This window comes from Streptomyces sp. AC512_CC834 (assembly GCF_019049325.1).
In the GTDB taxonomy this organism is placed as follows: Bacteria; Actinomycetota; Actinomycetes; order Streptomycetales; family Streptomycetaceae; genus Streptomyces.
Genome location: NZ_JAGMUO010000114.1, coordinates 36,483 through 49,751, shown reverse-complemented (window position 1 = coordinate 49,751; position 13,269 = coordinate 36,483). Strand labels below are relative to the sequence as shown.

Annotated in this window: 7 protein-coding genes; 6 read left to right on the top strand and 1 reads right to left on the bottom strand. The window is 70.8% G+C overall.

What is annotated here, in order from left to right; genetic code table 11:
• From KUM40_RS36075 to KUM40_RS36055, 5 genes are all read left to right on the top strand, one after another.
• The coding region (locus KUM40_RS36075) for a type I polyketide synthase (RefSeq protein WP_217170540.1) at positions 1-6,231 on the top strand (6,231 nt) is incomplete at its 5' end.
• Between the two features lie 120 nt (positions 6,232-6,351).
• Positions 6,352-7,260, top strand: coding sequence for a proline iminopeptidase-family hydrolase (locus KUM40_RS36070; RefSeq protein ID WP_217170539.1), 909 nt, complete (start codon positions 6,352-6,354; stop codon positions 7,258-7,260).
• 252 nt (positions 7,261-7,512) lie between these two features.
• Positions 7,513-8,844, top strand: coding sequence for a KamA family radical SAM protein (locus KUM40_RS36065; protein ID WP_217170538.1), 1,332 nt, complete (start codon positions 7,513-7,515; stop codon positions 8,842-8,844).
• Positions 8,845-8,877: 33 nt separating this feature from the next.
• Positions 8,878-10,134 carry a pyridoxal phosphate-dependent aminotransferase gene (locus KUM40_RS36060; protein ID WP_217170537.1) on the top strand — a complete coding sequence of 419 codons (1,257 nt, stop codon included), beginning with the start codon at positions 8,878-8,880 and terminating at the stop codon, positions 10,132-10,134.
• Between the two features lie 71 nt (positions 10,135-10,205).
• Positions 10,206-11,168: an ACP S-malonyltransferase gene (locus tag KUM40_RS36055; RefSeq protein WP_217170536.1), complete on the top strand. Its 963-nt coding sequence runs from the start codon at positions 10,206-10,208 to the stop codon at positions 11,166-11,168.
• A gap of 106 nt (positions 11,169-11,274) precedes the next feature.
• Here the strand turns inward: KUM40_RS36055 and KUM40_RS36050 are convergent, their stop codons facing one another.
• On the bottom strand, positions 11,275-11,526 hold the full coding sequence (locus KUM40_RS36050) for a phosphopantetheine-binding protein (protein WP_217170535.1): 252 nt from the start codon (positions 11,524-11,526) through the stop codon (positions 11,275-11,277).
• 115 nt (positions 11,527-11,641) lie between these two features.
• Between KUM40_RS36050 and KUM40_RS36045 the strand changes: the two genes are divergently transcribed.
• A complete protein-coding gene (locus KUM40_RS36045; protein ID WP_217170534.1) occupies positions 11,642-13,204 on the top strand; it encodes an AMP-binding protein in 1,563 nt (520 codons plus the stop codon).
• The last annotated feature ends 65 nt before the right edge of the window (positions 13,205-13,269 follow it).

The following is a 13,269-nucleotide window of genomic DNA, read 5'->3' as shown; positions in this document are numbered from 1 at the left end:
GGTGGGATGGTGCTGGCGGCGGGTCAGGCCAACTATGCGGCGGCGAACACGTTCCTGGACGGTCTGGCGCAGTTCCGGCGCAGTCGTGGGCTGCCTGCTACGTCGCTTGCGTGGGGTTTGTGGGCTGCGGCGAGTGGGTTGGGGGGTGGTGGTTCGCAGGTGGAGGCTGAGGCGCGGATGGCGCGGCTTGGTCTTCCGGCGTTGCCGGTGGATGAGGCGTTGGAGTTGTTGGACGCGGCTCTGGATCGTCCTGGTGATGCGGTGCAGGTGCCGTTGCGGATCGATGTGGCGGCGTTGGCGTCGCGTGGTGAGGAACTCCCCGCCCTCCTCAAGGGGATGGTCAGGACCCGCGTGCGGCAGGCGGTCGGCGCACAGTCCGACGGCACGACGCTGGCCCAGCGGCTGGCCCCGCTCACCGGCGCCGAGCGGCAACGCGAGCTCTTGAACGTCGTACGGGCAGGGGTGGCTGGAGTACTGGGCCACACGTCGATCGATTCCGTGGAACCGGACCGGGCTTTCAAGGACCTCGGCTTCGATTCGTTGTCGGCGGTCGAGCTGCGTAACCGGCTGAACGAGGCGACCGGACTGCGGTTGCCCGCGACTCTCGTCTTCGACTACCCCAGCGCACAAGCTGTGGTCGAGTACGTCGACACCGCCCTGGGCGGAGCCGACCAGGCACCGTCCGCGCCGGTGACCGTCGCACCACGTGCGGAGGACGACGACCCGATCGCGGTCGTGGGGATGGCGTGCCGTTTCCCGGGTGGTGTGGCGTCGCCGGAGGATCTGTGGCGGCTGGTGTCGGACGGTGTGGACGCGGTGTCGGAGTTCCCCTCCGACCGCGGCTGGGACGCCGGTGTGTTCGACCCGGAGCCCGGGCGGGCGGGGAAGACGTATGCAAAGGAGGGCGGTTTCCTCTACGACGCGGCGGACTTCGATCCCGACTTCTTCGGTATCAGCCCGAATGAGGCGCTGGTCATGGACCCCCAGCAGCGGCTCCTCCTGGAGACCGCGTGGGAAGCCCTCGAACGCGCCGGGATCGACCCTGGTCTCCTCAAGGGCAGTGCGACGGGCGTGTTCGCCGGCGTGATGTACCACGACTACGGTCTCGGAGACGAAGCCGCCACCACCAGTGGAGGCAGCCTGGTGACGGGCCGCGTCTCCTACACCCTCGGTCTCGAGGGTCCGGCGGTCACCGTGGACACGGCGTGCTCGTCCTCCCTGGTCGCCCTGCACCTGGCGGTACAGGCCCTGCGTTCTGGGGAGTGCTCCCTGGCTCTGGCGGGCGGTGTCGCCGTGATGTCGACGCCCGGCATGTTCATCGAGTTCAGCAGGCAACGCGGTCTGGCGGCCAACGGTCGTTGCAAGTCCTTCGCCGCCGCGGCCGACGGTGTCGGCTGGGCCGAGGGCGCCGGCATGCTGCTGGTGGAGCGTCTGTCGGACGCGCGCCGCAACGGCCACCCCGTTCTGGCCGTCGTCCGTGGCAGCGCCATCAACCAGGACGGTGCCAGCAATGGCATGACGGCCCCCAACGGCCCCTCGCAGCAGCGGGTGATCCGTCAGGCACTGGCCGGGGCGGGACTGACGTCGGGCGACGTGGACCTGATCGAGGCGCACGGTACGGGTACGACGCTGGGCGACCCGATCGAGGCGCAGGCGCTCCTGGCCACCTACGGCCAGGACCGTCCCGAGGATCAGCCGCTGTGGCTGGGCTCCATCAAGTCGAACATCGGTCACGCGCAGGCCGCGGCCGGTGTCGGCGGCATCATCAAATCGGTTATGGCGATTCAGCACGGCGTGATGCCGAAGACGCTGCACGTGGACGCTCCCAGTCCCAACGTCGACTGGGACGAAGGTGCGGTCCAGCTACTGACGGAGGCTCGCGAGTGGCCGGCTCTGGAGGACGGGCGGCCGCGGCGTGCAGGGATCTCGTCCTTCGGGATCAGCGGAACGAACGCGCATGTGATCGTGGAGGAGCCACCGGTGGCGGAGCCGGCGGAGGCGTCGGCTGCGCGGGTTCCGGTGGGTTCGTCGGTGGTGCCGTGGGTGGTGTCGGGGCGTGGTGTGTCTGCGGTGGTGGCGCAGGCGGAGCGTCTCCATGCCTACGTCGACGGCGATGCCGCGCTGTCGCCGGTGGATGTGGGTTTGTCTTTGGTGTCGTCGCGGGCTGCGTTGGAGCGGCGTGCGGTGGTGGTGGGCCGGGACCGCGACGAGCTGCTGACCGCGCTGGGCGGGGTGGAAGGCTCGGTGGTGCGGGCGCGTGCGGGTGGCCGGACGGCTGTGCTGTTCACGGGTCAGGGGAGTCAGCGGCTGGGTATGGGCCGGGAACTGTATGACGCCTTCCCCGTGTTCGCGTCGGCGTTTGATGCGGTGTGTGGCCGGTTGGACGGTCTGCTGGGGCGGTCGTTGCGGGAGGTGGTGTGGGGCGATGACGCCCACCTGCTGAACCGGACGGTGTTCGCGCAGGCGGGGCTGTTCGCGGTGGAGACGGCGTTGTTCCGGCTGGTGGAGTCCTGGGGTGTGCGTCCCGACTTCGTGGCGGGGCACTCGATCGGTGAGGTGACCGCCGCGCATGTGGCGGGGGTGCTGTCCCTGGAGGACGCGGCGTCGTTGGTGGCGGCGCGGGGCCGGCTGATGGACGCGCTGCCCGAGGGCGGAGCGATGCTGGCCGTCGAGGCCACCGAAGAGGAAGTGCTGCCGGTGCTGTCCGACGGTGTCGGGATCGCCGCCGTCAACGGGCCCGTGTCCGTGGTGGTGTCCGGCACCGAGGCCGGTGTCGACACGGTCGCTGAGCACTTCACCACTTTGGGTCGGCGGGTGTCCCGGCTGCGGGTGTCGCATGCGTTTCATTCGCTGTTGATGGAGCCGATGCTGGAGGAGTTCCGTGGGGTGGTGGCGTCGCTGTCGTATGCGGAGCCGTCCCTGCCCGTCGTGTCGAATGTGACGGGCGCTGTGGCGGTGGCGGGGCAGTTGACGGACCCGGAGTACTGGGTACGCCACGTGCGCGATGCCGTCCGCTTCGCCGACGGCATCAGCGCCCTGCAGGGGCAGGGTGTGGTGCGGTTTGTGGAGTGCGGCCCGGACCCGGTCCTGACCGGTCTGGCCCGGCAGACCCTCGACACGGACGCCGACGACGTCACCTTCGCGTCCGTGCTGCGCAAGGACCGTGCGGAGGATGTGACGGCCGTGACGGCGCTGGGGCAGGTGTTCGCCTCGGGCGGCACCGTCGACTGGACCGCCTTCTACGCCGGACGCGGCGCCGAACGCGTCGATCTGCCCACCTACGCCTTCCAGCGGCGCCGTTACTGGGTCGATGCGCAGGTCGGGGGTGCTGACCTCGGTGCGGCGGGGTTCGATACCGCCGAGCATCCGCTGCTGAAGGCCGCGCTCACCCTCGCCGACAGCGACGGGCTGCTGCTGACGGGGAGGCTCTCGGTCGGTACGCAGCCCTGGCTGGCCGACCATGTCGTGGGCGACACGATCCTCTTCCCCGGCACCGGACTTGTCGAACTGGCCCTGCACGCCGCCGATCAGGTCGGCTGCACACAGCTCGACGAACTCACCCTCCAGACCCCGTTGATCGTCCCGCAGGACGGCGCCGTCCAGCTCCAGGTCGTCCTCGCCGGCCCTGATGAGTCCGGGGCCCGCACGGTCACGATCCACTCGCGCCCGGAGAGGTCGGGGCACGAGGCGATGCCCTGGATGCTGCACGCGCAGGGCTTGGTGAGTGCCACGGCCACGGCCCCGGTCGCCTCGGTGGAGGAGCTGGCGGTGTGGCCGCCGGCCGGTGCCACGCCGGTCGACGTCACGGACGCGTACGAGGTGCTGCTCGGCCAGGGGTATGGCTACGGCCCGGCGTTCCAGGGGCTGAAGGCGGCCTGGCGGCGCGGTGACGACGTCTTCGCCGAGGTCGCCCTGCCCGAGGAGGCGCAGGCCGACGCGGGCGCCTTCGGTGTGCACCCGGCGCTGCTCGACGCGGCGCTGCACGCGGCCCTGCTGCACGGCGCCTCGGGATCCGACGGCGATGCCGGTGCGGGCGCTGGCGCCGATGACGGTGCCGGTGAATCGGGCCGGCGCAGGCTGCTGCCGTTCGCCTGGTCCGACGTGGCTCTGCATGCCACCGGCGCCTCGACCGTCCGGGTCCGCCTGTCCACGGAAGGGGAGGACACCGTGTCCGTGACCCTTGCCGACACCGCGGGTGTGCCCGTCGCCACGGTGGGATCGCTGCTCTCCAGGCCGGTCTCCGACGACCAGTTGGCGGGGCCCTCGGCGACCCACGACTCCCTGTTCGGCCTGGACTGGACGCCCGTACCGGCTCCGGCGGCGGCGACAGCCGGGGCGGCGTCGGCGGCCTGGCGCCGTTGGGAGGATGTCGTGCACGTCGCGGACGACGGCGCCCTGCCGGACGTACCGGAGATCGTGGTGCTGCGTTGCGACGAGCCCGCCGACGGTGGGCTCGCGGACGGCGGCCTCGCGGACGGTGACTCCGTCCGTGAGGCCACCCGGCGGGTGCTCGGCGTGCTCCAGGCTTGGACGGGAGACGCGCGCTTCACCTCCTCGGCCGCGACGCTGGTCGTCCTCACCAGGGGCGCGGTCGCGCTGAACGGTGAGGACGTCACCGACTTGGCGGGAGCCGCCGTGTGGGGTCTGACCCGGGCCGCGCAACTGGCGCATCCGGGCCGGATCGTGCTGGCCGATCTCGACGCGGAGGCCGCCGATGACGGCGACGACCCGGCCACGGCCGCGTTGCTCGCCGGTCTCGTCGCCTCCGCCGAAGGCCAGATCGCGGTGCGCGACGCCGGGCTGCTGGCCGCCCGGCTGGCCAGGGTGCCGGTCGCCGTCGGGGACGGCACCGCCCGTGCCACCCGCTTCGACGGGGAGGGCCCCGTGCTGATCACCGGCGCGGGCGGCATGCTCGGCCGGCTGTTCTCCCATCACCTGGTGACCCGGTACGGCGTACGGGACCTGCTGCTGACCAGCAGGCGCGGGGACGCGGCGCCGGAGCTCACGCGGCTGCGGGAGGAACTGGACGCTCTGGGCGCCCGTGTCGAGGTCGCCGCCTGTGACATGGCCGACCGTGCGGCGGTGGCCTCCTTGCTGAAGGGGCGCCGGCTGTCCGGGGTCGTACACCTGGCGGGCGTTCTCGACGACGGCGCACTCGCCTCCCTCACTCCGGAGCGGATGGCCACGGTGCTGCGTCCCAAGGTCGACGCGGCGCTCAACCTGCACGCGCTGACCGAGGACATGGATCTGTCGGCGTTCGTGATGTTCTCCTCGGCCGCGGGCACCCTCGGCAACGCCGGCCAGGGCAACTACGCGGCGGCCAACGCCTTCCTGGACGCCCTGGCACAGCACCGCAGGGCACGCGGCATGGCCGGTCAGTCGCTGGCATGGGGGCTGTGGGGCAGCGACACCGGGATGGCCGGCGAGCTGGCCGAGGCGGACCGCAGGCGCATGAAGGGGGTCGGTATCGATGCCCTGAGTCCTGAGGAGGGCCTCGCGCTGTTCGACGCCGCCGTGTCCCTGGACCGGGCGGCGGTGGTGCCGATCAGCCTGGACTCCAGCGTGCTGGCCGAAGCCGGTGAACAACTGCCCCCGCTCTACCGCCAACTGGTGCGCGGCCCGGTGCGCCGGTCGGTCGCGGCCGGGTCGTCCGCCGCCGAGGGGGCCGCGGCGAAGCTGCGGAACCGGCTCGCGGCGCTGGCACCGGAGGAGCGCGTGGCCGAGCTGCTGGACGTGGTGCGTGCCCAGGCCGCCACCGTTCTCGGGCATGCGAGCCCGGCGGAGGTGGAGCCGGACCGGGCGTTCAAGGACCTCGGCTTCGACTCGCTGAGCGCGGTGGAGTTCCGCAACCAGGTCAACGCGGCCACCGGGCTGCGGCTGCCGGCGACGCTCGTGTTCGACTACCCCAACGCACGGGCCCTCGCCGGGCGGCTGCACGAGGAGCTGGCTCCCGCGCAGGCCGCCGACGGGGCGGAGGAGGCCGAGGTGCGGCGCATCCTCCAGGCCATCCCGTTCAGCCGGCTGCAGGACGCGGGTCTGATGGAGGCCCTGCTGGAACTCGGTGGTGCACCGGGCGGCGGCCTGCTCTCGGACCACGCGGGCCACGCGGGCCACGCGGACCAGGCAGGTCAGGCAGGTCAGGCGGAGGACGACGAGTCCATCGACGAGATGGACACCGAGTCCCTCATAAGCATGGCCCTCGAGGGTCTCCCCACCGACGACCAGGGGTGACCACCCGCGAGGCCACCGTGACCAACAAAAGGGGTCCCCACCGGGGTCCCCATCGGGGTTCCCACCGGGGCCCCCTATTGCCCGTCCAACCGTTCCCACCACCTCTTGGAAGTGTCTGACATGCATGTGGCACCAAGCGCCAAGGGCGCCGCCCCGTTCGGTGAGCACCAGACCTGGTACCGCGTCACCGGCGATCTCCACTCCGGCCGGACCCCACTCGTGGTGGTGCACGGCGGTCCTGGCAGTACCCACGACTACCTGCTGAACCTCACGGCCCTGGCCGAGGACGGCAGGCCGGTCGTCCACTACGACCAGATAGGCAACGGCGGTTCCACCCATCTGCCGGACCGGGGCGCCGACTTCTGGACCGTGGACCTGTTCCTGGCCGAGCTGGACAACCTGCTCGACCACCTCGGCATCGCCGACGACTACGCGCTGTTCGGCCAGTCGTGGGGCGGCATGCTCGCCGTCCGGCACGCCGCGCGCAGGCCCGCGGGCCTGCGCGGACTGGTGGTGGCCAACTCCCCGGCGTCGTACCCGCTGTGGCTGCAGGAGGCGAAGGTGCTGCGTGACCAACTGCCGCCGGGTGTCAACGACACGCTGCTGCGGCACGAGGCCGCCGGCACCACCGACAGCGACGAGTACTTCGACGCCATGCGCCCCTACTACGCCCGGCACGTGTGCCGGATCGACCCGTGGCCGCGGGACTTCATGGCCTCGTTCATGGAGGTCTACAACGACCCGACCGTCTACTACACCATGAACGGCCCCAACGAGTTCCATGTGATCGGCACCCTGCGTGACTGGTCCGTGGTGGAGAACTGCGCGGACGTGCGGGTACCGACGCTGGTCCTCACCGGCGGGCACGACGAGGCCACTCCGGCGACGGTGCGGCCCTTCCTCGACCTCGTCCCCGAGGTGCGGTGGGCGGTGCTCGAGGAGTCCAGCCACATGCCCCACCTCGAAGAGCCCGAGCGGTTCCTGGAGGTACTCCGCGACTACCTGGCCGGCCTTGAGGGGAGAGGTTAAGGGCAGGGCAGGGGTGGCCCTAGGGGTTCCGGTGGCCGGTTATGAACTACCGTTGGGCACAGCTTCAGGGCGCGTTCTCTGAATGCTAGGGGAATTCGGCGGATTTCAAGACCGTGGTCACATCGTAGTCACTTGGATGGTGAATCCATCCGTTCGGTCGTGCCATTTGAGTAACTCCAGTGCTCCAGCATTTGCTGGCAATTCCGCGCTCTCAGATCGTCCGTGGTCCAGGAAACCGGAGGAAAAAATCGAATGTCCATGCTGACTCTCAGCTCATTCGAGACAGTGCGTTTCCGTGCCTACGGACCACGCCAGATCGACGAGATCGCCAAGCGTTACGGGCTGCCGGCGGACATGCGCGAGACGGTTCGCGTGGTCTCCGAGGTCCTGCCGTTCCGGGTGAACGAGTACGTGCTCTCGCAGCTCATCGACTGGGAGAACATCCCGGACGACCCAATGTTCCAACTGGTCTTCCCGCAGCGGGGGATGCTCGCCCAGGAGGACGAGGCCCGCGTGGCACGGGCCATGGAGGGCGGCTCCCGGGCGGAGCGCAAGGAGGTCGTCGCGGAGATCCGCTCGCGGCTCAACCCGCACCCCTCCGGACAGCGCGAACTCAACGTGCCCAAGGACGAGGGCTCCGAGCTGCCCGGCATGCAGCACAAGTACCGGGAGACGGTGCTGTACTTCCCGAGCCAGGGCCAGACCTGCCACAGCTACTGCACCTACTGCTTCCGCTGGGCGCAGTTCGTCGGCGACGCCGACCTGCGGTTCGCGGCGTCCACCCCGGACCAGCTCGTCGGCTACCTGCGCAAGCACCCGGAGATCAGTGACGTGCTCGTCACCGGCGGCGATCCGATGGTGATGAGCACGGAGCGGCTGCGCTCGCACCTGGAGCCGCTGCTCGCCGTGGAGAGCGTGCGCACCATCCGTATCGGCACCAAGTCCGTCGCCTACTGGCCGCACCGCTTCGTCGGCGACCAGGACGCGGACGACGTGCTGTCGCTGTTCGAGAAGGTCGTCGACTCCGGCCGGAACCTGGCGGTGATGGCGCACTTCAGCCATCCCCGCGAGCTGGACACGGACCTTGCCCGCCGGGCGGTCGCCCGTATCCGCGCCGCCGGCGCCCTCGTCTACTGCCAGGCTCCCCTCATCGCCCACGTCAACGACGACGCCGCGGTCTGGAACGAGATGTGGCGGGCGGAACTCGCCGTCGGCGCCGTCCCGTACTACATGTTCATCGAGCGCGACACGGGACCCTACGGCTACTTCAAGGTCCCGCTGACCGACGCCGTGGAGATCTTCCAGGACGCGTACCGGGCCCTGCCGGGACTGGCCCGCACCGTGCGCGGGCCGGTGATGTCCGCGACCCCCGGCAAGGTCGCCGTGGACGGTGTGTCGCAGACTCCGCAGGGGCGCCACTTCCAGTTGCGGATGCTGCAGGCACGCAACCCCGACCTGGTCGGCCGGTCCTTCCGTGCCCGGCATTCGCCCGACGCCGCGTGGGTCGACGACCTCGAACTGGATCCCGACACCCCCGCCGACCTGAAGGCCGCGTTCAACGGCGGCGCCCGGCCCGAGGCCTGACCGACGGCAGGCAGGATCCGAAAGGAGACGGCCATGGCAGGCCGGAACGTGTCCCCCAATCTCGCCCTCAACCAGCTCGTGGCGGAACGTGTCGCCGCGGGGGAGTCCCTCGTGCACCTCGGGTTCGGCGAGGCCCGCCTGCCCGCGTTCGCCCCGCTGGCGGACCGGCTGGCGGCGGGTGCCCGCCGCAACGCCTACGGTCCGGTCGCCGGCGCCGAGGACGTACGCGAGGCGCTCGCCGGCTACTTCTCCCGCCGCCGGCTGCCCACGGACGCCGACCAGGTGGTCCTCGCACCCGGCAGCAAGCCGCTGCTGATGGCCCTGCACATGACCGTCCCCGGGGACGTGCTGCTGCCGAGGCCCTGCTGGAACACGTACGCCCCGCAGGCCCGGTACATGGGCAAGCAGGCCATCGGGGTGGACATACCCGAGGAGTGCGGCGGGGTCCCCGAGCCGGCCGCGCTGCGCGAGGCCGTCCGCTCCGCCCGCGCCCGCGGCCACAACCCGCGGATGGTCGTCCTCACCCTGCCCGACAATCCGACCGGCACCCTCGCCCCGCCCGCGCTGGTACGCGAGATCTGCGCGATCGCGGAGGAGGAGGACCTGCTCATCGTCTCGGACGAGATCTACCGGGACGTCGTGCACGACCCCTCGACCCCGGTGCTGAGCCCGGCCGAAGTCGCCCCGGACCGCACGGTCGTCACCACCGGCCTGAGCAAGAGCCTCGCGCTGGGCGGCTGGCGGATCGGCGGTGCCCGCTTCCCCGCCGGAGAGTGGGGCCGCCGGATGCGCGACGGGGTGATCTCCGCGGCCAGCGAGGTGTGGTCCACGCTGGCGGGCCCCATGCAGGAGGTGGCCGCCTACGCGTTCGCCGAACCGCCGGAGATCAGGGCGAGGCTGGAGGCGACTGCCCGGCTGCACGGGGCGGTCGCCCGTGACGTGCACCGCATCATGGTGGCCACCGGTGCCGTGTGCCGGCCGCCGACCGGCGCCTTCTACGTCTACCCCGACTTCGAACCGCTGCGCGCGCCCCTCGGGTTCCTGGGCGTCACCGACTCGGCCTCGCTGTTCCGGCATCTCCTGGACGAGTTCGGGATCGTCGTGCTGGCCGGCCATCACCTCGGCGACGACGAGCACGCGCTGCGCTTCAAGGCCGCCACCAGCATGCTCTACGGCACGACGGCCGAGCAGCAGGAGGAGTCGCTGGCCGCGGTCGATCCGCTGGTCGTGCCGCATGTGCGGGCCGTCCTCGACCGCATCGAAGAGGCCTTCACCAAGCTCGTCCCGTAGGCCCGCGCCGACTCCACCCCCTGCCACCCGCCGTTTGCCACCTGCCGTTTGCCGAGGAGTGAACAGCACAGATGACCACACAGTCCAAACCCGAGACCCGCAGCGCGCTCGTCTTCCCCGGCATGGCGCCCATCCGCTTCGCGGACGTGGCGAAGTTCATGCTGATCAACTCGCACGCCCGCCGGCTCCTGCGGATCGCGGACGAGGCGCTCGGCTACTCGCTGTTCGACCGCTACCGCGACGCCGACGCCGACGGTGACTACAGCGAGTACGCCCAGGTCGCCTTCTTCGTCAACTGTGTCGCCCTGGGGCACTGGGCGGAGGAAGTGCACGGCATGAGCCCGGACGTGATCGCCGGTCCGAGCTTCGGCAGCAAGTCCGCCGCGGTCTTCTCCGGCGTGCTGAGCTTCACCGACGCCGTGCGGATGACCGCGAGCATGGCGCGCGTCGAGAACGACTACTTCGCGCGGGAGTACCGGGACGCGGTGACGCTCTCCTTCACCCGTACGCCGCGCGAGCAGCTCGACGAGGTGCTGGCCGAACTGAACGACCGCGGCGAGTGGTACGACCTGTCCTGCCACATCGACGACGACTTCTACATGGTGTCGCTGGACGGCGGCAGCGTGGAGTGGATGGAGAAGCAACTGCGCTCCCTGGGCGGCATGCCCCTCTACACCATGCGTCCGCCCATGCACTGCAGCGCGTTCGGCGCCCTGCGCGACCGGATCGACGAGGAGGTCCTGGCCGGTCTCCGGTTCGCCGACCCCGCGCTTCCCGTCGTCGCGGACCAGGACGGCGCGGTCCTCACCACCGGTGAACAGGTGCGGCAGATGCTCCTGGACGGCTATGTGCTGCCGGTGCGCTGGCCCGCCGTGGTGGACACGCTCAAGGAACGGTTCGACGTCGGGCGGATGTACGTGTGCGGTCCCGACAGCCTGTTCGGCAGGGTGGGCGTCACCACGCGGAACTTCGAACTCGTTCAGGCCAACCCCCGAACGGCCATGCGCCCGCGCCGGGCTGTCGTCGCCGTCTGAAACAGGGGGCGACGGCAGCCCGGTGCGGGAGCCGGTGGCGCGTCCTTCGGTGGCGGTCCCCGTCACCGAAGGACGGTCCGGTGGCGGGTGGCGCCGGACCGGCCGCTCAGCGGCCGGGGCCGCCGAGCAGTCCGGACAGCGCCTTCCACAGGGTGCCGGGCGTCGAGAAATTGTCCATCGTCAGGGCGTCGTCGACGAAACGCACGTCGTACGCGCTCTCCAGCGAGGCCAGCAGTTCGACGGTTCCCAGCGAATCCAGACCAAGGTCCCGCAGATCGGCTCCGGCATCCAGTTCTTCGCCGTCACCGATAAACGGCAAGTGTTTCCGCAGGGTCTTCTCGAACTTTTCGTCCCACATAACTGATCCTTTCCCGGTGGAAATGGGTCCCGGGACGAATATATTCCGACCGCCGCCCAGGAATCGGGCGTGTTACCCCCTAATCGAGCAGCGAAGCCCCCTATTCGGAGAAAGAATGCTTAAGACGATCGAGGACGCGCTGCACGAGCGGTTCCTGCGTGGGCTCTCCGTGTCGGCGCGGCGCCCGGCCCTGCACACCGGGGAGCGGACGGTCAGCTACGAGGAGATGCACGAGCTCGCCCTGCAGTGGGCTGGTTCCCTGCTCGCGGCACCGGGCGGGCCGCCGCGGGCCATCGGTGTCCTGGCGGCCAAGGGGCTCGAGGCGTACGCCGGGATACTCGCCGGCCTGTACACCGGGGCCACCGTGGTACCCCTGCACCCGGGCTTCCCCGCGGACCGCACCCGCAGCATGCTGCAGGACGCGGGTGTCTCGGCGGTGCTGGCGGACGACGCCGGACTCGCCGCCCTGACCGAGGCCATGGGGCCCGAGAGCCGGCTGCCGGTGCTCGCCCCGTTCGCCGCCGACGGCGTGGGCGGTGCCCGGCGCATCGGGGTGTCGGCCCTGGACGCCCTGGACGAGCCCCGGCCCGTCGCCCCCGACGATCGCGCGTACATCCTGTTCACCTCGGGCTCGACGGGTCGGCCCAAGGGTGTGCCCATCTCGCACGGCAGCACCACCCACTACTTCCGCCTCATGGACGAGCGCTACCGCTTCGACGCGGACGACGTCTTCTCGCAGACCTTCGACGTGAACTTCGACTGCGCCATGTTCGACATGTTCTGCGCGTGGGGCGCCGGCGGCAGCATCAGCCCCGTACCCCTCCAGGCCTACCGGGACCTGCCCGGCTTCGTCGCCGAGCGCCGGATGACGGTCTGGTTCTCCACCCCGAGCACCGTTTCCCTGATCCGCCGCACCGGCGGGCTCGCCCCCGGCGCGCTGTCCGGCCTGCGGTGGAGCCTGTTCGCGGGGGAGGCGCTGCGCGACCGGGACGCGGTCGCCTGGCAGGAGGCCGCGCCCGCCTCCACCCTGGAGAACATCTACGGGCCCACCGAACTGACCGTCACCATCACGGGACACCGCTGGTCCCCGGAGACGTCTCCGGCGCTGTGCGTGAACGGTCTGGTCCCCATCGGCGCCGTCCACGAGGGCCACGACCACCTGTTGCTCGACGAGGACGGCCGGCCCACCGCTGAAGAGGGTGAACTGATCATCACCGGACCGCAGATGACGTCCGGCTACCTCGACCCCGAGCACGACAGCGGACGCTTCCTCGAGCACGACTCCCGCACCTGGTACCGCACCGGCGACCGGGTACGGCGGCTGGACAACGGCGAACTCGTCTATCTCGGCCGTCTCGACGCCCAGGTGCAGATCCAGGGCTGGCGGGTGGAACTGGCCGAGGTCGAGCACGCGCTCCGTGCCTGCGAGGAGGTGCAGGAAGCGGTCGTCGTGCCCAGGACGACGGACGCCGGAACGGAACTGGTCGTCTTCTACACCGGTCTTCCGGCCTCTCCCGCCGCCCTCGCGGGCCGGCTGCGCGCACTGCTCCCGCAGGGCATGGTCCCCAAGCACTACCGGCACGTGGCGGACTTCCCCCTGAACTCCAACCGCAAGGTCGACCGCAACCGGCTGCGCGCCGAGGCGGGACAACTCCTCGACGCCCCCTCCGCACACTGACCGACGACCTGACGACCTGACGACCTGACGACCTGACGACCCGACGCCCCGACGACCCGCTGATC

Coding starts and splice junctions, on each gene's coding strand:
- KUM40_RS36050 (WP_217170535.1), bottom strand. CDS start 11,526: ATGTGGGACGAAAAGTTCGAGAAGACCCTGCGGAAACACTTGCCGTTT.
- KUM40_RS36070 (WP_217170539.1), top strand. CDS start 6,352: ATGCATGTGGCACCAAGCGCCAAGGGCGCCGCCCCGTTCGGTGAGCAC.
- KUM40_RS36055 (WP_217170536.1), top strand. CDS start 10,206: ATGACCACACAGTCCAAACCCGAGACCCGCAGCGCGCTCGTCTTCCCC.
- KUM40_RS36045 (WP_217170534.1), top strand. CDS start 11,642: ATGCTTAAGACGATCGAGGACGCGCTGCACGAGCGGTTCCTGCGTGGG.
- KUM40_RS36065 (WP_217170538.1), top strand. CDS start 7,513: ATGTCCATGCTGACTCTCAGCTCATTCGAGACAGTGCGTTTCCGTGCC.
- KUM40_RS36060 (WP_217170537.1), top strand. CDS start 8,878: ATGGCAGGCCGGAACGTGTCCCCCAATCTCGCCCTCAACCAGCTCGTG.